Origin of the sequence: Alteromonas sp. W364 (assembly GCF_031846205.1) — a bacterium.
Lineage (GTDB): Bacteria > Pseudomonadota > Gammaproteobacteria > Enterobacterales > Alteromonadaceae > Glaciecola > Glaciecola blandensis.
Genome location: NZ_JAVRID010000003.1, coordinates 30962 through 51190 on the forward strand (window position 1 = coordinate 30962; position 20229 = coordinate 51190).

18 protein-coding genes are annotated in these 20229 nt (G+C 44.1%); 1 reads left to right on the forward strand and 17 read right to left on the reverse strand.

Features of this window, described 5'->3' with window-relative positions:
* Positions 1–113 precede the first annotated feature (113 nt).
* The 17 genes from RM556_RS05505 to pilM all read right to left on the reverse strand — a co-directional run bounded on the left by RM556_RS05505 (position 114) and on the right by pilM (position 18786).
* A complete protein-coding gene (locus tag RM556_RS05505) occupies positions 114–5015 on the reverse strand; it encodes a DUF6701 domain-containing protein (protein ID WP_311374092.1) in 4902 nt (1633 codons plus the stop codon).
* A gap of 3 nt (positions 5016–5018) precedes the next feature.
* The gene (locus tag RM556_RS05510; protein WP_311361021.1) at positions 5019–5528 is read right to left on the reverse strand and encodes a type II secretory pathway component; all 510 of its coding nucleotides are present in this window, start codon (positions 5526–5528) and stop codon (positions 5019–5021) included.
* The gene (locus RM556_RS05515) at positions 5518–6390 is read right to left on the reverse strand and encodes a type II secretion system protein (RefSeq protein WP_311361020.1); all 873 of its coding nucleotides are present in this window, start codon (positions 6388–6390) and stop codon (positions 5518–5520) included. The genes RM556_RS05510 and RM556_RS05515 overlap by 11 nt, the downstream gene beginning before the upstream one ends.
* Entirely contained in the window at positions 6390–7001 is a 612-nt protein-coding gene (locus RM556_RS05520; protein ID WP_311374093.1) for a prepilin-type N-terminal cleavage/methylation domain-containing protein, read from the reverse strand. The genes RM556_RS05515 and RM556_RS05520 overlap by 1 nt, the downstream gene beginning before the upstream one ends.
* Positions 6991–7548: a type II secretion system protein gene (locus tag RM556_RS05525; RefSeq protein WP_311374094.1), complete on the reverse strand. Its 558-nt coding sequence runs from the start codon at positions 7546–7548 to the stop codon at positions 6991–6993. The genes RM556_RS05520 and RM556_RS05525 overlap by 11 nt, the downstream gene beginning before the upstream one ends.
* A gap of 23 nt (positions 7549–7571) precedes the next feature.
* Positions 7572–8063, reverse strand: a complete 492-nt coding sequence (locus RM556_RS05530) for a prepilin-type N-terminal cleavage/methylation domain-containing protein (protein ID WP_311361017.1) — start codon at positions 8061–8063, stop codon at positions 7572–7574.
* Positions 8064–8132: 69 nt separating this feature from the next.
* A complete protein-coding gene (locus RM556_RS05535) occupies positions 8133–8738 on the reverse strand; it encodes a prepilin-type N-terminal cleavage/methylation domain-containing protein (protein WP_311361016.1) in 606 nt (201 codons plus the stop codon).
* 32 nt (positions 8739–8770) lie between these two features.
* A complete protein-coding gene (locus RM556_RS05540) occupies positions 8771–9268 on the reverse strand; it encodes a hypothetical protein (RefSeq protein WP_311361015.1) in 498 nt (165 codons plus the stop codon).
* 15 nt (positions 9269–9283) lie between these two features.
* A complete protein-coding gene (locus tag RM556_RS05545) occupies positions 9284–10510 on the reverse strand; it encodes a type II secretion system F family protein (RefSeq protein WP_311361014.1) in 1227 nt (408 codons plus the stop codon).
* The gene (locus RM556_RS05550; protein WP_311361013.1) at positions 10510–12342 is read right to left on the reverse strand and encodes an ATPase, T2SS/T4P/T4SS family; all 1833 of its coding nucleotides are present in this window, start codon (positions 12340–12342) and stop codon (positions 10510–10512) included. Before RM556_RS05550 ends, RM556_RS05545 begins: the two co-directional genes overlap by 1 nt.
* A 3-nt stretch (positions 12343–12345) precedes the next feature.
* Positions 12346–13524 (reverse strand): tetratricopeptide repeat protein, encoded by a 1179-nt coding sequence (locus tag RM556_RS05555; protein WP_311361012.1) that lies wholly within the window; start codon positions 13522–13524, stop codon positions 12346–12348.
* Entirely contained in the window at positions 13521–14447 is a 927-nt protein-coding gene (locus RM556_RS05560; protein WP_311361011.1) for an AAA family ATPase, read from the reverse strand. The genes RM556_RS05555 and RM556_RS05560 overlap by 4 nt, the downstream gene beginning before the upstream one ends.
* A gap of 2 nt (positions 14448–14449) precedes the next feature.
* Positions 14450–16129: a pilus (MSHA type) biogenesis protein MshL gene (gene mshL, locus RM556_RS05565; protein ID WP_311361352.1), complete on the reverse strand. Its 1680-nt coding sequence runs from the start codon at positions 16127–16129 to the stop codon at positions 14450–14452.
* A complete protein-coding gene (locus RM556_RS05570) occupies positions 16122–16502 on the reverse strand; it encodes a hypothetical protein (protein WP_311361010.1) in 381 nt (126 codons plus the stop codon). The genes mshL and RM556_RS05570 overlap by 8 nt, the downstream gene beginning before the upstream one ends.
* On the reverse strand, positions 16492–17202 hold the full coding sequence (locus RM556_RS05575; RefSeq protein WP_311361009.1) for an MSHA biogenesis protein MshJ: 711 nt from the start codon (positions 17200–17202) through the stop codon (positions 16492–16494). The genes RM556_RS05570 and RM556_RS05575 overlap by 11 nt, the downstream gene beginning before the upstream one ends.
* Positions 17195–17797: a PilN domain-containing protein gene (locus RM556_RS05580; RefSeq protein ID WP_311361008.1), complete on the reverse strand. Its 603-nt coding sequence runs from the start codon at positions 17795–17797 to the stop codon at positions 17195–17197. The genes RM556_RS05575 and RM556_RS05580 overlap by 8 nt, the downstream gene beginning before the upstream one ends.
* Complete coding sequence (gene pilM, locus RM556_RS05585; RefSeq protein ID WP_311361007.1) at positions 17794–18786, reverse strand: biogenesis protein MshI; 993 nt, start codon at positions 18784–18786, stop codon at positions 17794–17796. The genes RM556_RS05580 and pilM overlap by 4 nt, the downstream gene beginning before the upstream one ends.
* A 264-nt stretch (positions 18787–19050) precedes the next feature.
* Here pilM and RM556_RS05590 point away from each other — a divergent pair, with 264 nt between their 5' ends.
* Positions 19051–20205, forward strand: a complete 1155-nt coding sequence (locus tag RM556_RS05590; protein ID WP_311361006.1) for an iron-containing alcohol dehydrogenase — start codon at positions 19051–19053, stop codon at positions 20203–20205.
* Positions 20206–20229: the final 24 nt, after the last annotated feature.

Sequence of the window (20229 nt, forward strand, 5' to 3'; positions counted from 1 at the left end):
CGGCTACAAAAGGTGTTTTTATAAACACTCGCGCCCACTTATCACAGGATTATAGGAATAATCCTGTAACTTTACCAACGCCTTGTCATAAGGGCAAGCAATGCATAATAAAATTAGTCGTTGAACACTTCTCGCCAGTGAATTGTGCGGTCATTTCCACGGTAGATCCCAAAGGTTGCAACGGCACTAGGATCGTCGCCAAAATTACCATCAGAATCCCAGTCATAGGTAAACCAATCGAGGGCCTCATAGGTCACACCAATTTCGCCTTGGTTTCCAGCGCCCGTAGCTTCCAATAGAATGGATTGTGCTTTACCACCAATAAAGGTGCCTGAACTTCCTAAAACGTCACTCAGAGCGGGGTCTAAACTGATATTGCTCAACACAATACGAGCAGGATCGAAGCTACTTAAGCTATCACTTGTACTGACAATAAACGTATCACCATCAAAGTATTCAATTTTCATCTGTTGAGGGAAGTCGGATGTTTCCGGTCCAAAGCTATTTTCAATATTCATTCGCCCGAAACGCAATTCAACACCTGTGGGCGAGGCTGCACTTACACTTGTAGCGCTGACACCGTCGCCATCTGTAATAGCGGATACGGCAAAATCAATATCTGATGTGAAGGGTGCGACCAGCGAATTGGCACTTCGCGGGTAGACAAAGTGATCAGTATCGGCAAGTTGATAGTGCAAAACACCTTTTGGTAAGGCCGTGACGGTCGGTAACACGGTTAAATCGTTTTGACTTAGCGTCCCGGCATTCATAGTCGCATTTACTGCCAACGCTGTAGAGTCCACACCAAGCGCAGCTTCGTCTGCAGTGGGCACTGTGACACTGATATTCGCACTAGTCAGATTCATAAAATCATTAACACTACCTTCACTATCTTGGTAATAATTTCGAGTAATTTCACCCTGGCGATTATAGGCAGTGATGGCATAAGTAGGTTTGGAAAGGTACGAAATTGCACCTTTCGTAGCGTCTAACTCATCCATTTGACCAATGTAGGCTGTAAAATCGGTCCCTGAGGCATAATTTGCCACTAAGCTTCCATTATCAACCACAGTTTGAGTGAAGTAAGCTGGTACAAATCGACCGATATCAATGGCGTTTGCTGGCACAATAATACCTTCATTACCATAATTATTATCCTGTATATCGACGTTTATCAGGCCGACCTCAGAATAACGAGCCCCATTGAAAGAGGACACACCTGAAACAAAATTCGTCAGGTTAACATTTTCAAAGCTTGCACCCACGCTGCTAATGACAGAGCCACTGGCAGAATAGTTTAGCCTGCCGTTTTCACTAACAGACAAAGTTGGACCCGTGCGGCTCAAACGCAATTGGAGCTGTCCCGGCGAGTAGTTTTGCGTAATCTGAGGTGTCGATGCACCATTGTAGGCGCTTACTACAAAGTCGAAGTTATCGCCAGCAGGATGCGTTGTCGACGCTGATGCACTTGCACCATTTAAAGCATTACCGCCAGATTCTGCACTAATAACGAAGTTTGCAGGACTCACCCAAAACGCATTGCTGCTTCCGCTGAGATTAACCCCGCCCACACTGTAATTTGCACGCAGACGAATTTGGCCAGCATCTAAATAGGCTGGGTTTGGAATTGTCGCAATGCTATCTGAATCAAAGTTCAAGGTAACACTCGTGGATCCGCTATGTTTAGCGATTGGGCTGCCATCTACATTGAAGCTTAAACCAGATGTCCCACCAGGATTCACGTTTTCTTGGGCCAGTTCAATCGTACGATTGCCACTAAAAATGCCAGTACACACACCATCCGTGTTTTCTACCGCTTGCACTTTCAATGCTTCACCAAACACAATACCAGATGTTTGATTTGGTATGATTGTGCTATTTGAAGTGCCCGATAAAAATCTAAATCCAGCATCTGCAAACACGATATCGCACGAACTTCCAGAACCATCATCACATACAGTAGGATTGCTCGCAGCAATTGATGGGCTGCTTATCGACATCGTGACTGTTTCAACGTCGGTGTTATTAAAACTGATTGTGGTACTACCAACAAAAGTGGGGGTAGCCACTATGGCACCGTCAGCTAGAACGTTTAAAGAAGTCGCTTGGGCACTCAGTGATGAACAACTTGCATCCGCGCAGGCTCTAATCGTCACTGTTTCCGCATCGCAGGTTAATCCTTGTCCGTCATGACTAATTTCATAGTGATGAACCACCGGGATGGCACACGCATGAGTTTCAGCATAGACAGAAGCAATTTCAGTCTGCGTCAACGCGCCGGTATACACTCTCACTTCATCAATTTTACCGGTAAATCGACTGTTGGTTTCACCTGAGTCGGTTTCGCCACCAATGGTTGCAGGGCCATCATCCTCTCCCCATGAACCAGTGTAAGTGCTAATTGAACTACCACCATTTAAGCTTTGAGCCACCCCATTTACGTATATCTGTCTGGTTTTATTCGCAGCATCATGCACGATGGTGACAAAGCTCCATGTATCGGCAGATATTACAGCAGGAGTATCTACAGAAATCGGGCTAACGTTTCGTGAATAGAACCGTAAACGGCCACTGCCGGGGTCCCCTAAACTGAAACCATAACCACGCGTTTGACCATTATCCTGTTCATCATCAATAAAAATGCGAGAGCCTGCGCTCAAATTGCTTGGATTGATCCAAGCTGTCACCGTAAAACTATCCGTTAGATTAGGGAAACTGTTGGGCAGAGCAATATAGTCATTGCTACCGTCGAACTCGCCAAAACCACAAGTACCAGGATTACCCACTATCGCAGGTGTGTCAGTAGCAGTGAAAGCCCCATTGATTGCTTGCGCATCAAAGTTACCCAATTGATCTTCAACTTCAGCTGCCGCCCCGGTCCAAGAACTTTCTTCCAAACGATATTCAGCCAGAGGAACTTTACATTCTCGTTCAGTGCCGTCGTAGTTTCGACCGTTGAGTTGATTGGTATATATGTCATTTACATCTGTGGCTGACAGAATCGAATCAAAGGCGAGCACCTCATCCACTTCACCAATAAAGTTCAATGCGCTATTACTGCCATCAATTCGACCAATACTGGAAAATGAGCTGGTCACGATACCCGATTCGGAATTCGCAGTATCTTCTAACACCCCATTAATAAACATTTGAGTCGCGCCTGAATCAGCATTCCAGGTCATGACAACATGCTGCCAATTACCATCATTTACGGGCGAATCTGAGCGCGTAGATGAGCCATTGCCCTTTTGCATTCTCAGGTGTCCGGAGGCATCAAGATACCCCCAGAAAATATCATCGCCGTTACCCGCAACTTCTAAACCTAGGATACCTGGCGCAACCCAAGCTGTGTTGCTCCCTGTTTGAGTAGTTTTAAACCAATACGCAACACTTGCGGTATCTCTTAAATAGGTGTCAAAGCCAGTTACATCAACATAATCACCGGTACCATCAAACGTCCCTGCGCCGCAAACTTGGCCATCAAATATCGTATCTGCATCGCCCACGGCCACACCGTCAATGGCATTTGGAGCACGGTCGATAACTTCGCCACTAGTGCCATTCCAAGAAAATTCATCGAAACGATATTCAAGTACCGCCTCTTCAACAGTACACGGATGACGTTCGGCCATAATAGTTTGAATTTGAGCGCTAGTGAGCGCGCCGTTGTAGACTCTGACCTCATCGATAGAGCCATGAAAATCGTACTGCGTACTATTAGATACGCCACCTATTCGAAGCTCGGAATTGACATAAGCCCTGCTGGTATTAGCGTTATTGTATTGTGTCAAGCTCTGCTCAATGCCATCAATGAAAATTTTATTGCTATCTACACTTCCGTTGGTGAACTCCACAGCCACGTGTCTCCAAGTGTTTGCAAAGCCACTGGTTGATATTCCTCTTAAGTCATTATTCCAAGTATTAAAACCCATGAGTCCACTGGTCATCCAAATGTCATGGAAGTTCCAACCTATCGGCATAACATTATTTGTTCCATCCCAATTCATCCAGAATGTGACGGTTGTTTTTGCCCCTATAGTTGAAGTATCTACGGGGAGACCTGTCACTTGAATAGAACCGTCGTTTTGAAAAGCATATCCACAGGTACCAGGGTTGCCCGTCAGCGCAGGAGAAGTTTCGGCCAATGTTGACCCGCGTAGCGCCCTACCGTCATTCCCATTTCCACTGCTGTCTGTAACCTCGCCAGCAACATTATTCCAGCTTAGGTCTTCAAATCTAAACTCGGCGATGGGTTCGGGTAGAGGACAGGTGCGTGAAGAGCCATCATCATTCAAGCCTGCATTTTGGTTATTATATAAAGTGTTTATTTCGCTTTGAGTTAAGGCGTTGTCATAAATCACTAACTCGTCGATTAAGCCTTCAACAGCCTGCGATGAAACTAGACTTCCTCCGACGGAGTCTTGCTCTTGACCCAAAAGTAAGCTTTCAACAGTGACTGAGTCTGTTGTGAGTGTGGTACAACCTTGAAAGACACTATCTCGATAGAGACAGTTTTGGTCGTTGGTACGTGTCCATAATAAATGATGCCAATTGTTGTCAGCAAATGAAGTCACGCTTATGGTATTTAAGGTCCCCCCCTTAAGGTACGGTTGGAAACTAGTATGACTAGGAAACCACATCAGCATTTCATTATCTTGACCCGTCGCAGCGCCAGATAGCAAACTTTGGTTACCTGTTTTTGTCGTTTTCACCCATAAAGAAACGGTGAAATCATCTCGATTGTCAAAAGTCGCTGGATCCAAGATAACGTAATCTGAAATACCACTCGCCGACAAATCCACCGCAGTACAAATTTTTCCTTCTGTTGGCTGAGCATTCACCGCCCTTCCATGAAAGTTACCATGACTATCAATCACTTCACCTGCAGTGCCGTTATATACAGATTCATCAAAGCGATACTCTGCCAATTTTGCTGCAAACGCACTGGAGGATAAAAATAGGAAACACACACTCGCAAAAAGTGGGAGTCCGAAGCGTAAATGACGGTACTTCATAATTTAATTCTCTTGCATTGCGTCAACAGAAACAGTTCTGCTGACAACAATATCATCAAAGCCACAAGTACCAGTGCTCGAATATCGATACAGCCGGAAGTCTTCACCATTGAAGTTGATATCACTTGTGGAACATCTTGCAGTAAATTGGCAGGCTTGGAAGCCATTGATTGACGAAAATGATGCAGGGCTCGAGATCACTTGATTACATATCTGCGGTCCACTGGATAATGGAAATGAAGCGAGTGCGAGTTCTTGTATACCTGCTTGTGCGGCATTTTTCGCACGCACACCATATACTTCATACAACAGCGTATTGGACGATGTGCTCAACATATTCACTAAGACGCCAGCTAACAGTGCTAACACAATAATTGCAAACAACGCCATTACGATCATGCTGCCGCGTTGTTTTCGGGAGCCAGCAGTTTGTCGACTCGGCAGAGCACTTGTCTTATCAAGGCCGTCAAAACTATGCGCAATGAAGCGCGTATCATCCGATTTATGGCACATTAGGAATATGTATCTCCTGTGTGAATGTCATACTTTCGCCGTCTCGCACAAAGATAAACTGTGTTTGGGTATACGCATTTCTGCGCAGTGATGCGTCGACAATCCTGAACGGATTGAGATCATTGGCATTTGGTACGTTCGGGTTCGACGAAAGTTGATTCCCCATGTTTTCAGCCATTAACACACCACCATTGGAAAACACTGGCTGTGTTTCGCTTATGGATGACTCATGACGATACAAGGCGTTATTTCTGACACAATAATTTATCGTTGAACTCCCCACATATAAACGTTTAGCGGGACTTGATTGCTCAAAACCATCAACGACAGTTAATTCGATGACGCCATCACTATCATCATCTGTCGCGCAATTTCCATCACCATCGTCTGCACAAGCGCTGATAACTTGTCTTTGTGCGCTACTAGCAGAATAGATATCCACAGAACTTGTTGGGTAAACAAACGCAAGGTCGCTATTTGCCGTTGGCACAAAAATATTGCCATTAATATCATGCATTTCAGTGACTGAAATGGTGACATCGGAAGTCGGTTCAATAGGCAATTCCAAATAGAAAGTACTCCATTTGCTCGGCACGAACTGCAAACAATGTACACCTGAATTTCCGGCTAAACGCACTGAATTTGGTATGGCGCTGGCAATCTCGCGATTAATACGTTCAACGGCAAAACTGCCATCTCTTAGTAAACGCTCGCGTTCACTTGTATCAATAAAAATTTGAGTAGAAGAGCGGATGAACTGTGTGATGCCTACCGAGACAATAGCTAACACCACAAGGACCATTACTAATTCAATCAAAGTGAAACCTTTTGATCGTGATAATGTGCAAGAAGAATATTTCATCAGAAATTCCCCTTAACACCGGCGACGGTGATTGTGTCTCCGCCTGGCGTAGTGATCGTAATGGTGACTAGTTTCTTATTCGCAACGAGCGTACCTGAATCTAAACTACCATCCTGATCCAGGTCGTCATCATTGATGCCATCACTATTTTGGTCATAAAAAACACTTACTTGAGCGCGAAACCCAGCATAAATACTCACACCATTCACTGCGCTTCCTGCTTCAATAGAATTAAGTATATTAAAATCGCTAAGGTCCAAACCATGGTAGTCATCAACATCGTTGTACAAGCTACGTGTTTCGCCAGATTCAGGACCTAAATTACCGCTACGAGTGCATGCAAGCGCCTCGTTGCAGCGTTGTAAGCCGCCCACTTGATTCGAATTCTGATCAAATGATTTAGCTAGAATTTCATTGCTGAGGGATTGCCCTAAAGAAGTCGCTCTGACTTGCCATATTGGATCGATACCCTGCTTAACTTGAGGCTGTAAAAAGGAAATCACTGATACCATCGCAACCGCAAAAATCACGATACCTACGATCAGCTCAATCAGTGTGAAACCTTGGTTAGCAGTTTTTGTGATGCATATTCGATGCTTTCTAACAGGCATTGATGAACCCTTCAGAAGCAATGCATACTCTTGCAGTGGCTTCACCACTGAAACTGACGGTACACCCATTGCTGCAGTTGGAAGACGTGGTTTGCGGTGCGCCAAAAGAGTCAAACTGTATAAAGCCTATCGCAACTGAGCCATCTAAGACAGACATAGATACGTTTGCATCCTGTATTTCAGTTGCGGTGGTTCTGAGGAAACTATCGGTATTAAAATCAATGGTAGTTGTGCATGTTGCTGCTTCATTGCCACTAGCGAAGGATGCTGAAGATGGCCCAAAGGCGGTTTGCGTGCTGGTGTTGATGAAGTTAACTCGGTGACAAAAACTGGGCCGAGAGTCTTGCATTGCCCGTATCTGCATATTGCGAAGGACTGACACTAATCGGTTTTGAAAAGCGTATTCGTCATAGCCCGTGGTGCCAGAAAAGCGTGGTATAGCATAAACAGCCAGTACACCTAAGATAATCATAACGACGATAAGCTCAAGAAGGGTAAATCCTCCTTGAGCTTTTTGGTGTTTAGGAACCAGAGGTTGCCATAACATTATCGTCTACAATCAAGTAGCTATTAACAGCCTGTTGCGACTGTAGTAATACCAGGCGCAGCATTTGCCCCAGCGTTGACGTATCGCACATAACAATTGTTTGTGGCTGTCTCACCTGCAAAAGCGATAATAAATTCACCTGCAGCAAGAGTTGTATCTACGTTAATAACTGCGAAGTCACCTGTACTTAAATCTAAGAACGGAACTACGTTTGCAGCAGACGTAATCACTGCAGCGTTTGGATAACCATTAACGGTAGATACGGCTGCACCGTTCACTGTTACGTTAACCGCTGTCGCACTGCTTTGAACACCCGCGATGGCTGCTTTTGCATAAACCAACTGAGATGAACCTTGAAGCGCAGCTTTAACACCTTCAAGTGTTTGAGCACGAGCATCAGTTTGAAGATCGATAAAACGAGGAGCTGCAGTAACAGCAAGAATACCAAGGATCACGATCACGATGATAAGTTCGATAAGCGTGAAGCCTTTTTGGTTTGTCATTTGGTTTTTCATAATAATTCCCTCAAAGTGGATGTTTCTATTAAATTTACAATGTTAAAAATACGAGTAATACCTAGTCACTTAGTTATTACTAAACACAATCACTTGACCTATCCTTGGGTCATAAACAAAGCCGTTACCTACACCCGTGGTAAGCGGCTCACTAGCGTTGTTCTTTATGGTTTGGGTTAAGTAGTAATGACAAACGTCATTGCCGCCCGAACCAGCGTTCTCATTCACATTTGTGAAGTAACGAAAATCTTCTACAGCTTGTGTGCTCCAAGTCGATGTGATCGTTGGTGCACTTTGCATAATCAAATTAAAGATGCTCTCACAATCCAGACGCGACATTGTGTCGTCTTCTGTGCTCGCATCGTTGTTTAGTTGGCCTGTCGGATAACCTGTATCACTGTCCACGCCAACGGCGATCCCTTCAATAGTCACTGAACTCAAATTCGTACCATTATTATCTTGAGGGCGCGCTTCAATTTCCCACTGCGCTCTCACCAGGCCAACACCAGTAGCAAAACCACCGGCAACACCTTCAACAGTTGCGTCTTCAGCTTCCCTTGGGACATCTAAAAAGCGCGGAATAGCAACAGCACCAAGAAGGCCCAATAACACAACGACGATAACTAACTCGATAAGCGTAAATCCGCGTTGCTGTTTGTTATTACCAGATTGCATGTTGTCTCCTAAGTGTTCGTTGCTAACCATATTCAAAACACGTTTCCTGTGCCCAAATAATAATCAAATTTTTGTTCTGGTCGGCTGTACCGACATATATCGACTCTTTTCTGAGAGTCTTGAGCCTTTGCTTGAGCAATAAACTCAACTTGTACTTCTAACTGTTTTTGAAGGTCAACCTCGACACTCAAACCACCTACGTTAACCGCACTCTTCGCTGCGAACATTGCCAAGAATCCTTGGCAAGCGTCTAAAGACCGATTTAACTTTGGCCAACCCTCTCGATTCATCTCGATTTGGTCGCTTTGTCCTGCATTACTACTTTCGTAGGTAATCGAGCTAGGTCTACCTTCGTACTGCCACTGCCAATGCATCTGGGCTAAACCCTCTTGCACACCCGCTTTTAAATTCTCAAAGCCCGTGCGTTCCCAAGCTTCATTGTTTTCTGTCATTAGGCTGCGATACAGCAAAGCGCCAACTATCATGACAATAAGAAACACCCAAATGAACTGATATAACTTACTGGCCATCGTTACACTGCGCCATTATTTGCCCTGCACAACGCTCATCATGTCCCACATCGGCGTAAATATACCTAGCGCCAAGACCAACACCATTGCCGCTACTATTGCGATCAGTATGGGTTCAATCTTCGATGTCAAACTTTTCAAATCGTATTCCACTTCGCGTTCATAATATTCCGCGACTTCTTGCAATAATTCATCAACGCGACCGGTTTCTTCACCAACGTTGACCATTTGCATTACCAGAGGGGTGAAAAGCCCACTGTTTTGCGCCACTCTCGACAAGCTTTCGCCCTTCTCGATGCTTTGTCTCATCGTAATGACCGCTTTGCTCATATAACTATTACTTACGGCTTCTGCGACTAGATTCAGTGCAGTGGTAAGCGGCACACCCGCTTTTAACATCATTGCAAAGCTGCGTGCGAACCGTCCTAATAAAGAGCGCTCTATAATGGAACCCACTAAAGGCACCTCGAGCTTTAATTTATCCCAATTGTACCGTCCCTGTTTAGTATCAAGATAACGCGATGTTATGAAAACACATACGCTAATTAGGATAATAAGGACCCACCACTGGTGCAGAAAGAAGTTAGACATTCCTATTAAAAACAAGGTCATAGCAGGTAATTCGGCATCGAACTTCTCAAACATACCGGCAAATACTGGGATGACAAAAATGTTCATGACAACTAAGGCAATCACAAGAGCAAACACGACAAATATCGGATATCTTGTTGCTGCTTTGATTTGTTTACGTGTCTCTTGCTCACGTTGGAGGTATTCGGCTAGCTGGGCGAAGGCTTCATCTAGCTGACCGGTGTTTTCGCCGACATGTACGACACTGACAAATAATTGGTTGAAGATTTTAGGGTGTTGAGCCAAAGCAGATGAAAGGTTTCTACCGCGTTCTAATTGCTCAATCACATTGATAAGGGCTTTGCGCATACGCTTAGAGTTCGTATTCGAAAGGCCCGCAACAGCGCGGATCATTGGGATCCCAGCTTTCGTTAATGAAAACATTTGACGAGCAAAAATAACTAAATCGTCAATACTCACTTTCGGTACAAAAAGTCCTAGCTCATCATCACTTTTGCGCTTATCTGACGCATTCAAGCTCTGGGTAATATCAATTGGAATGATATTTCGACTCATTAGGATTTTTGCTGCTGTTGACTCATCGCTCGCGTCAATAGTGCCATCTACTAAACTGCCACCCGATTCTCTACCCTTATATGCGAAAGCTGGCATTAGTCGTCATCCTCTAGGGAGAGGCCAGAGCCACTGAAGCCGGTTTGCAAGCTCCCAGTTACTTTCGACGGTGCTTGCACGCCCTGTGGCGCCATTGCCGCTGGTACATTGCTTTCTATACTCGTATCGACTTCTTTATCTCGTGAATCATCGCCGACCATTTCAACCAGTTTCAATACTTCGTCAATACTGGTAATGCCCTGCATTGCATAAAGCAAGGCCGAATGAGCAAGTGGTTTATAATCTGGGCTCGCATGAGCTGCCACCGAAAAACCACTGGTATCGTTATTTTTCAATGCGTTCATCATGGCTTCAGTCATTTCGAGTAACTCAAATACACCCACTCGACCACGATAACCAGAATGATTACATTTTTGACAACCAGCACCTTTCTTAAAAGTGGCTTGTGAAATATCTTCATTTAAGGTTTTTAGCCAGAATCGCGCCTCATCACTCAACTCTTCATCTACGCAACAGTTTTCACAAATGCGTCGAACTAATCGTTGAGCAATGATCGCTCGCAAAGAACTTGCCACCAAGTAACCAGGTGCGCCCATATCGATGAGACGAATTGCGCTACTAATACTGTCGTTGGTGTGAAGTGTTGATAATACTAAGTGACCGGTTAACGCGCCGCGCAAACCAATCTCTACGGTTTCTTTGTCACGCATCTCACCAACCATGATGATGTCTGGGTCTTGACGGAGCGTTGTTCTGAGCACCTGTGAGAAGCTCAAATCAATTTTATGATTTACCTGAACCTGATTGATTCTAGGCAAACGATATTCGACCGGATCTTCAACCGTAATAATCTTTGATTGTGGACGATTCAACTCTGTGAGTGAGCCATAAAGCGTCGTGGTTTTACCAGATCCAGTTGGACCGGTTACCAGAATCATGCCGTGTGGGCGCTCCAGTAGCTTGCGGAAACGCTTCACAATAGCCGGCGGCATACCCGTTTGGTCCAAGGTTAAAATACCTTGTGATTGATCTAGCAAACGCATAACAACAGACTCACCAGCTTGCACTGGCATTGTCGAGACACGCACGTCAATCGCGCGACCTTTTACTTTAATTTGTGCTCTGCCGTCTTGTGGCAGTCTTTTTTCTGAGATATCCAAGCCAGACATCAGCTTTAAACGAAGTACTAATGCCGCGGCGATATTACGCTCTGGAATAACCGTTTCTTGCAACTGGCCATCCACTCGCTGACGAATTCGCAATTGGCGCTCTTCAGGTTCGATATGGATATCTGAGGCTTTTGCCATAACCGCGTCTTCGAAGATTGAGTGCAATAATTTAGCAACCGCTGTGTCTTGTTCACCGTCCACACCCATTTCAAGTTCAAAATCTTGAGAATCGTCATATTCTTCTGCAAGCTCTTGAGCAAATGAGGCAATTTCTTCAGTTTTACGGTAAAAGTTTTCGTACGCCGCAAACAGCTGAGTTTCACTGACCACCGCCACTTCGATAGGTTTCGGCAAGCGGTTACTAAGGTCATCCACAGCGTTAATATCGCCCGGATCACTCATGCCGACTAAGAGCTTCTCACCCTTATCATCAAGCACCAATGCGCGATAACGTCGAGCTTGTATTTCTGGCAGTAATTTAACCGCTTCAGGATCCACACGGTAATCATCAATATTTATCAAGGGCACATTTAAGTGAGTAGACAGTAGTGATAATAACTGGTCTTCGGTCACCAAATTCATTGCAATCAATGTGGCACCGAGTTTACGACCTGATTGACGCTGTTCGGACAAGGCCTGTTGCAACTGTTCATCGTTAATTAAATTGTTTTGGACTAATAAGTCGCCTAATCTAATTTTCATATTCTATGATCCCGCCAAAACTGCTAGTCGTCCGTCTACAAAACTGAGCACTTGTGCTGACAACTGATTTGAAGATTTTACTTTTCTATAATTTGATACTGCTTGCTCATGCATTTTTTGCTTATCTTGACTGATCGCGAGACCCAATATCCAACGCGCATTGTTAGGTTGGCGTTGAAGTAAGGTTGAATAATCTTCGTGAGAGGTCTGATAATCACTCTGTTTTTCGGCAAGGGCTGCTCGGAAACTTAATAATTCATCGTCAGCAATGACCATCTGTGGATGCTCTTTCAACAAAGCCAAGGCTTGTATATTTTTCTTTTCACGAAATAAAAGTCGTGCTTGCATCAAACGCATACTGCTATCTTCTGGGTTTAACTGTAGCCCCTGGTGTAAAAGCATTGCTGCGCGCACTGGGTCACCATTGGCGAAGAGCAAGCTAGCTAAACGCTTTCTGGCAGATACATTTCTTGGCTCTAGTGAAATGAGTTCATTAAGATCTTTTATGGCGGCAGGCGTATCACCATTTTGTAGAGACAACTGTATTTGTTGTTCCAACATTCTATTGTTAGACGTGCTTTTCATATTTGAACTAACGCTAAACACACCTTCTGCTTGTTTGGTTTCTTTTGCCACCCGAATGACTGGCTCTGGCTCTTGTGTAGACTCAGCTATGATTGCCGCTTGGATAGTTTTGGTTTGTACGATTTCTACTTCAGTGTCTTTGGTAGGACTGACTTTTGCCGGTTTAACGGCCGCAGTTTGAATAACTTTTGGCGTCACTGGCGCAGACTCTGGCACACTCTTTTTCACCGCTTCTGCACTTGCGTCTGTCGGCACAACTTGAGGTGAATTTGATAGACTGGCTACAGTGTTAGCATCCAAATCTTGCATATTCACCGTATCCGCTTTTTCTTCCACTTTTTCTGCATCTAGCGTTGCGTTTGGAGGCAAGATCGTAAGATTGCTCAAAGGCGCTTTCGCTAATATCGTGGCCTCTTTTTCTTCACTAGGCAACAATAACCACACAGCGATTGCTGTCGCAATAACAACCAATGTGCCACCCACAAAAAATCGACGTGACTTTGCACTGTTCGACTCAATGGGCACATAGTCAGCTTCATATATCCGATTACCTTCACGTTGCTCAAGGTCTTTGAGCATTTTATTCACGACGCTCATGGCAACCAACCTGTGTGACTGGCACTAATGCTAGTACATACTGCAGCGAATACCGAGGCGGCAGTAAACAAACTATTAGAAAACCAGGAAAACCAGCCCTTACGATTCATTTTTTTCGCCGCTTCAGTATCTTCAATTGCCGCTTTTACATGCTCAACACTGATTTTTTGTACACCCTCGCCATAAGCTAGCATTAAGGCTTTATGACACAACACATTCACGATACGAGGCGTGCCACCACTGGCTTTATGCATTAATTGGCAACACTCAGGACTAAACAAGCCCTCAATACGATACCCCGCAACTGCCATTCTGTGACGTACATATTGATAAAGCTGATCAGCGTTCATTAATTTCAACTTATATGAAAAGGTAATACGCTGGAGCAACTGGCGAAGCTTAGGCTGACGAAGCTTTTGGTCTAATTCTGGCTGCCCAAACAGTACCACCTGCAATAGCTTTTGTGATTCTGTTTCAAGGTTCGTCATTAAGCGTAACGCTTCGATACTTTCATCAGGCAAGGCTTGTGCTTCGTCGATGATCAACACCGCATTTTTGTGCTGCTTGTGGATCTCAATGAGCCGTTGCTGGATCAGTTGAGTAAACTCTTGTTGGTCGCTGCCTTCGGGTAATTCCACGCTGAGCTCTGCCGCAACAGCTCTGCGTAATTCAGCAGGAGACAAATAAGGGTTAGGAATATAAGCTGTCACGAATCCATCGGGTAATTCGTTAAGTAACTTTCGGCAAATTAAGGTTTTTCCCGTACCAACTTCGCCTGTCACTTTAATAAAACCCTCACCACTACGAAGTGCCGTTGATAACACTTCAATTGCTTCTTTATGGCTGGGTAACCCAAAGTAGTAAGAGGTGTTAGGGGTTAAAGTAAAAGGTAACTCTTTAATACCGAAGTGATACAAATACATAATTACTCCACGTACAGCCAGTCAGCCATTTGCGAACGGCTAGCTTCAATTTGAGTGCGCCAAGTGTTTTCGCCAACAACGGTTGGTTTCAGTAGAATAATGAGTTCTTTCTTCGTTTCCTTTTCACGTTTGTTTTTAAACAAGTTGCCCATGAAAGGAATATCACCCAATAAAGGAATCTTTGACTCTTCATTAGTGACTACCGATTGCATCAATCCGCCAATAACGACAATTTCACCTGAGCTTGCGCGAATAATAGTATCCGACTCACGAATAGTGCTTTGTGCCAAAGGTAAAATGTATTGTTCTTCGTTTAAGGTAATGACTTTTTCTTGCTCTTCCGTTTCGATAACCGAAGGATGGATGTGCAACAGGATACTGCCATTTTCATCAATTTGAGGTGTCACATCCAAGGCAATACCGCTGAAGAAAGGCGTTAAGCCAATGTCAGGACTGACTGACGTTGAGCTATTGCTTATCGTGCTTTGACTCGACACATCTGTGACGAAGTATTCATCATCACCGACTTTAATCACTGCTTTTTGGTTATTAATAGCTGTCACTCGTGGGCTAGACAGCACTTGTACATTGCCTTGCGTATCTAGTAGGTTGACCACACCGCTAAAATCTTTATTCAAAAACGATAAGCTTGTAATACCACCTAAAGAAGCCGTAATTTCATTGCCCAAGTTAGCAACTGAGGTCGAGAAACCCAAATCGGTGCTGCCTGCGTGCGCAAGCACTTGATTCCAGTTGATACCTTGCTGATATTCATCGTTCAGCACGACTTCAAGAATGCGTGCTTCGATAATAACCTGGCGCTGTAAACTCTCTTCTGAAATATTAAGGAAGTTTCTAATCGTCTTAATTTCATCAGGTAAGGCACGAACGGTAACCAAACCGGCTTGAGGGCTCACCATCACTGAGCGACCTTTTTCGTTACCTAACATATCTTTCAAGCTCGTTTCTAGGTTCTCCCAGAAGTTGGTTTCGGTGCGAGTGGTAATCGATGTACCGTTGCTGCCGTTACCGTTATTACCAAATGAGTTACCGCCTAAGTTATTACCCACTTGAGAATTGCCGCTGAAGTTATTGAAACCGCCATTTTGATTATTGTTATTACCGTTTTGATTATTGCCTGCTTGAGCCACACCACCAGAAATAATACTGGTTTGCGTATTGCCATCGCGTTGCATTAGTAGGTAATTAACCGAGAATGTTTCAGTACGCATGCCTGCAGGGAAAACCTTGTATACGTTACCCGTGCGGTCTATGTGAAAACCGTAAAGGTCAGAAACCAGCTCAAAAATAGTATCTAGCTCAACTTGTTTTAAATCGAGTGAAATCAAGCCCGTTACTTCAGGGTGAATAGCAACTGAAAATGGCGTGTCTTTAACGAGCCCAGAGAAAAAGCTCACAGCGTCAATCTGGCGAGCATTAATATCGTACTTTTCAGCAATGAACATATCACTCTGTTTACTTGGTGCGTCACCTGCCAGAAGGAAATCAGAAACCGCTGCTTCAAGTTCTGGCTCCACTTTCTTTTCAGGTACTTGCAGTTGAGCGTCCAACTCCGCCGCCAATGATTTTTCAACGTGACTATTGTCCGTCGTTTGACAGCCTGCCATTGAAATCGCGATAAAACATAGGCTTAGGGCCTTACCGATTCGTAAACTATTCATCATTTGCCTGCTTCTTAAAATCACTGTTTTCATTCACTAAAAACCTGAGCGGCTTTGCCCCTGGTTCATTTTCGTTCTGTAGATACACACCACTGTTAGTAATACCGGTGATGCGCCAGCCAGAAATTGACTCGCCTTTTTTCAACCATTGCTGATTAATCACTGCATAGAACGTTTGGTTCTTTTTCAGTACCGCAGTGACATTAATTGTGCGGTCACTTGTTTTTGTTTCTTCCAAAAATAATTCAATCTTACCCGGTGGTCTGGTTGGATCTGACTTTTGCATTGCCTGACTCGCCGCACTGAGCGCGAGTAAACTAACAGTAGATATCGCCAGCAGTGCAGTTGGGCGTAACCATGCTCTATTTAACATTGAGATATGCCTCACTTGTGCTGAGTGTAAATAACTCTATTTCGATCTGGGCCGTCGGATATTCTTTGACTGAGAAAGCAACTTCTTGCCAGTAGATCTTCCAATCTAGCTGTTCAGCTTCTGCCAAAAATGCTTGTGTATCGAAATATGAGCCTTCGAAAGTCACGCGTAGACCATGCTGAAAAAGCACTGGTGCGGCCATTTTTGCTTGCACCTTTTCACCGTCTTTTTGCGCTGCTTGTGCTTTTGCTTCGGCTAGTGCGTTGTCTTCAGCAAAAATATTGCTAGGTGGTATAGATTTCATCTCAATAAGCGTTAATTTGTTCGCCTTATTAAATAATTGCTCGAGTACCATTGGCATAATACTAGGTGGCACTAATTTGGATAATTCACTCGCAAAGCGCTTTTCTGTCGCAGTGATCTGCTGATTGATTGCTCTTATCTGATCACGAGTTTCTACATCAGGATCTTGTAATAATTCTCGCTGAACCGCATCTAAGCTTTCGGAAATAGAACTCAGTTGTAACTTGGTACTCTGAATTTCTGAGCGAGTTTTCATTGCTTTGGTAATCGCTGGCTCTATCAAGCTGAGTATGAATACAAAACAAATAACGAAAGGCAGTGCATAAAAAACCAAGCGTTGTTCACGAGCAGAAACCGCACTAAACTTTTTCTCTAAGTTGTCTAAAGAACTACTCATGTTCAGCATCCTTCTTCGACTGTGTATTTTCGATAACAAAACTCAACTGACCTTGCTCTCTTGTTACGCTGGCAGTTCGAAAGCTTTTGTCGTGAAAGTATTCCGTCTTACCTACTGCTTGTAGCCAAGCGGGGAGAGCTTCGGGACGGCTAATATTCCCCTCAATACGCACCAAGTCTTCATTGATCTTGAATGAGCTTAACCAGACATCATTTCTGTCCGCAACGCTGAAAGAGTCAAACGCAGTTGAAAATGGCGTTTTCTGCAGGGTATTTAAGCTATCCAGTTTAGTGGCAAGTTGTTGGTTACTCACTAACAGCGTTTTGCGCATTGCTAGTTGGTTTAATAGAATGGGGTCTTTTTCACGCTGAGTTAGGCTGCTAGTTAACTCGTCGAGCGTGGCTTGTCGTTGCTGTATTGTTGCGCGTAGCTCATTTAGGTCATTTGTACGACTTTCCATTGTCTTCCAAACGGTGTAGTAAATGCCCGAAAGTACCAGTAAGACAATAAAACTGAGTAACAACATATTAGCAACAGTCAACCACACAAACTGAGGTTTGAATTCGTCTCTGTATAAATTAATTCTAGTCTTCATGCTGACACCTTCTTGTCTGCGCTTGCAGAAGATGATTTTTGTTCAGCACTTTTAGCCGCTTTTTCTAACTTTAAAGACTGCTTCGTATAGGCAGCACCCAAACACGAGAAACTTGCCATTTTGAAGTTAAAACCAGAGCCACATTGAATTTCAGGCTCAAAGTTAATCACTGGTAGCCCCATATTGTCTTGTATTTGTTCAGCGAGAGTATCAGTGAGTGTAGTATCTAATTTCAGCAATACTTTTTTAACTGGAGGCTGTCTCAACTGACTTTCAAAGTAGTCCATAGACCGTTGAATCTGAACACACAAACTTTCTGTGATACCCATTGATAACTCGTTTGCACTATAACTACCCAAGTTTTCAAAACCTTTCAAACGTCGAGTAAAATATAACTGGTTGTTCTTAACGATGTTCAATACGATTTCTTCGCCATGTTCTTGCACTAGGCTCATAACGGCGTCGCTTGATTGCGGTGTGAGCTCAACAGAGGCAGTCTCTTCGATCGAGATGCCTTTCAATTTTAGTTGAGCGTTGTAAATGCCTTTACTAATACTGTCGATATCTTTGTGAGGGATAGCAACGACACTCAGCTTAGACTGGCCAGCAACCTGTGCAGGCGGATTCATGAAGTCATAAACGTAATCTACATTCGGTGGCAACAAATCTTTCAAAGGCCATGCAAGAGATGCATATATCTCGTTTTCTTCAACCTGTGGTTGGTCTGCTTGCAACAGCTGATACCAATGGGAGGTAAGAGAAACGTAGCAATCAGTGTTGTTCAGTTTATGCCGTTGTACATAGTCGGCAAGCTGAGTACTCCAGTTCGAATGACTAAAACTCGCATCCAGAACCCACTCGATCTTATTGCCTTTTTTCTCTAGCACACATAAAAGCACGCTTTCACCAGAAAACGCGATCCCCACAGAGAAGTACTTCGACTTTCCCTGAAGTTTTGATTTTATAAGTTGTCGCCAACTCAAGCGCATAAGTTATTCGTACCTATAAGTTAATGGTGCTACTCTGTTCGTTTAGAGACCTTGTTATTTGAGTATCGACCCCCACATAAATCTCTTAACTAATTCAATAGCAGTTTGTGAGATTGATTCTATGTGATCAAAAAAGGGCTTTAGGTATGTAAAAACCTACACAGTGCTGTCGGTCTCATACGCATAAATCAGCACACCTATAAGACAAAGGCCTTGCCAACCCAATATTTACAAGGCCTTCAAGCGTTTTCAACAGGAGTAAACATGCATAATTTTACGTTCAGTAACCCTACCAAAATCGTCTTTGGCGACGGACAAATTGCAACGATTGGTCGGGAAATCGACAATCAGCATCACGTTTTATTGATGTATGGTGGCGGATCAATAAAGAAAAATGGGGTATATCAACAAGTTATCGACTCTCTTAAAGAGCATAAAATCACTGAGTTTTCTGGTGTTGAACCTAACCCATCTATTGAAACACTGAGTAAAGCTATCACCCTCGCAAAGCAAGAGAATATTGACTATATACTGGCCGTTGGTGGCGGCAGCGTGATCGATGGTGCAAAGTTAGTTGCAGCGGGAGTTAAGTATGAAGGTGACGCATGGGACATTTTGGCAAAAGGCGCAAAAGTCCGGTCCGCTTTACCACTTTCTTGCATATTGACGCTTCCGGCTACAGGTACTGAAAGCAATGGTAATTCAGTTATTACCAAACGCAGCACCCAAGAGAAACTGCCGTTTTCAAGCCCATTAGTGTATCCAAGAGTGGCTGTGTTAGACCCTAGCGTAACTTTCTCTTTGCCAGAAAGACAAGTCGCAAATGGCGTGGTCGATGCTTTTGTACACACAATGGAGCAATACCTCACATATGACGTCAATGCGCCGGTACAAGACCGATTTGCTGAGGGCTTGCTATCAACCTTGATTGAAGAAGGTCCAAAAGCCTTATCGGATCCAAGCAATTATGACGTTCGCGCTAATATCATGTGGGCGGCAACGATGGCGCTTAATGGTCTGATTGGTGTTGGTGTGCCTCAAGACTGGGCAACGCACGCCATCGGTCATGAAATAACAGCCTTACATGGTCTTGACCACGCACAAACCTTAGCGATTGTTTTGCCATCGTTGATGCAACATAAACGTGATAAAAAAGCGGCTAAATTAGTACAGTATGGTCGTAGAGTTTGGGGGATCGAATCAGCATCCGATGAAGAAGTAATAGACCAAGCAATCACCAAAACCGCGGCTTTCTTCGAGCAAATGGGGGTTCCTACCAAACTCTCAGGTTATGGTATCGCTGCCGATGCCATTGATGGTCTTGTTGCCCAAATGGAGAAGCATAAACTGCATGCCATTGGCGAGCACAAAGACATCAACCCAGAGGTTGCGAGAAAGATATTAGAAGACGCTGCATAGCACAAAAAGGGAGTGAGTCTTTAC

Excerpts from the sequence above, each read along its gene's own strand:
- RM556_RS05505 (WP_311374092.1), bottom strand. The coding sequence starts at position 5,015 with ATGAAGTACCGTCATTTACGCTTCGGACTCCCACTTTTTGCGAGTGTG.
- RM556_RS05510 (WP_311361021.1), bottom strand. The coding sequence starts at position 5,528 with ATGTGCCATAAATCGGATGATACGCGCTTCATTGCGCATAGTTTTGAC.
- RM556_RS05515 (WP_311361020.1), bottom strand. The coding sequence starts at position 6,390 with ATGAAATATTCTTCTTGCACATTATCACGATCAAAAGGTTTCACTTTG.
- RM556_RS05520 (WP_311374093.1), bottom strand. The coding sequence starts at position 7,001 with ATGCCTGTTAGAAAGCATCGAATATGCATCACAAAAACTGCTAACCAA.
- RM556_RS05525 (WP_311374094.1), bottom strand. The coding sequence starts at position 7,548 with ATGTTATGGCAACCTCTGGTTCCTAAACACCAAAAAGCTCAAGGAGGA.
- RM556_RS05530 (WP_311361017.1), bottom strand. The coding sequence starts at position 8,063 with ATGAAAAACCAAATGACAAACCAAAAAGGCTTCACGCTTATCGAACTT.
- RM556_RS05535 (WP_311361016.1), bottom strand. The coding sequence starts at position 8,738 with ATGCAATCTGGTAATAACAAACAGCAACGCGGATTTACGCTTATCGAG.
- RM556_RS05540 (WP_311361015.1), bottom strand. The coding sequence starts at position 9,268 with ATGGCCAGTAAGTTATATCAGTTCATTTGGGTGTTTCTTATTGTCATG.
- RM556_RS05545 (WP_311361014.1), bottom strand. The coding sequence starts at position 10,510 with ATGCCAGCTTTCGCATATAAGGGTAGAGAATCGGGTGGCAGTTTAGTA.
- RM556_RS05550 (WP_311361013.1), bottom strand. The coding sequence starts at position 12,342 with ATGAAAATTAGATTAGGCGACTTATTAGTCCAAAACAATTTAATTAAC.
- RM556_RS05555 (WP_311361012.1), bottom strand. The coding sequence starts at position 13,524 with ATGAGCGTCGTGAATAAAATGCTCAAAGACCTTGAGCAACGTGAAGGT.
- RM556_RS05560 (WP_311361011.1), bottom strand. The coding sequence starts at position 14,447 with ATGTATTTGTATCACTTCGGTATTAAAGAGTTACCTTTTACTTTAACC.
- mshL (WP_311361352.1), bottom strand. The coding sequence starts at position 16,129 with ATGAATAGTTTACGAATCGGTAAGGCCCTAAGCCTATGTTTTATCGCG.
- RM556_RS05570 (WP_311361010.1), bottom strand. The coding sequence starts at position 16,502 with ATGTTAAATAGAGCATGGTTACGCCCAACTGCACTGCTGGCGATATCT.
- RM556_RS05575 (WP_311361009.1), bottom strand. The coding sequence starts at position 17,202 with ATGAGTAGTTCTTTAGACAACTTAGAGAAAAAGTTTAGTGCGGTTTCT.
- RM556_RS05580 (WP_311361008.1), bottom strand. The coding sequence starts at position 17,797 with ATGAAGACTAGAATTAATTTATACAGAGACGAATTCAAACCTCAGTTT.
- pilM (WP_311361007.1), bottom strand. The coding sequence starts at position 18,786 with ATGCGCTTGAGTTGGCGACAACTTATAAAATCAAAACTTCAGGGAAAG.
- RM556_RS05590 (WP_311361006.1), top strand. The coding sequence starts at position 19,051 with ATGCATAATTTTACGTTCAGTAACCCTACCAAAATCGTCTTTGGCGAC.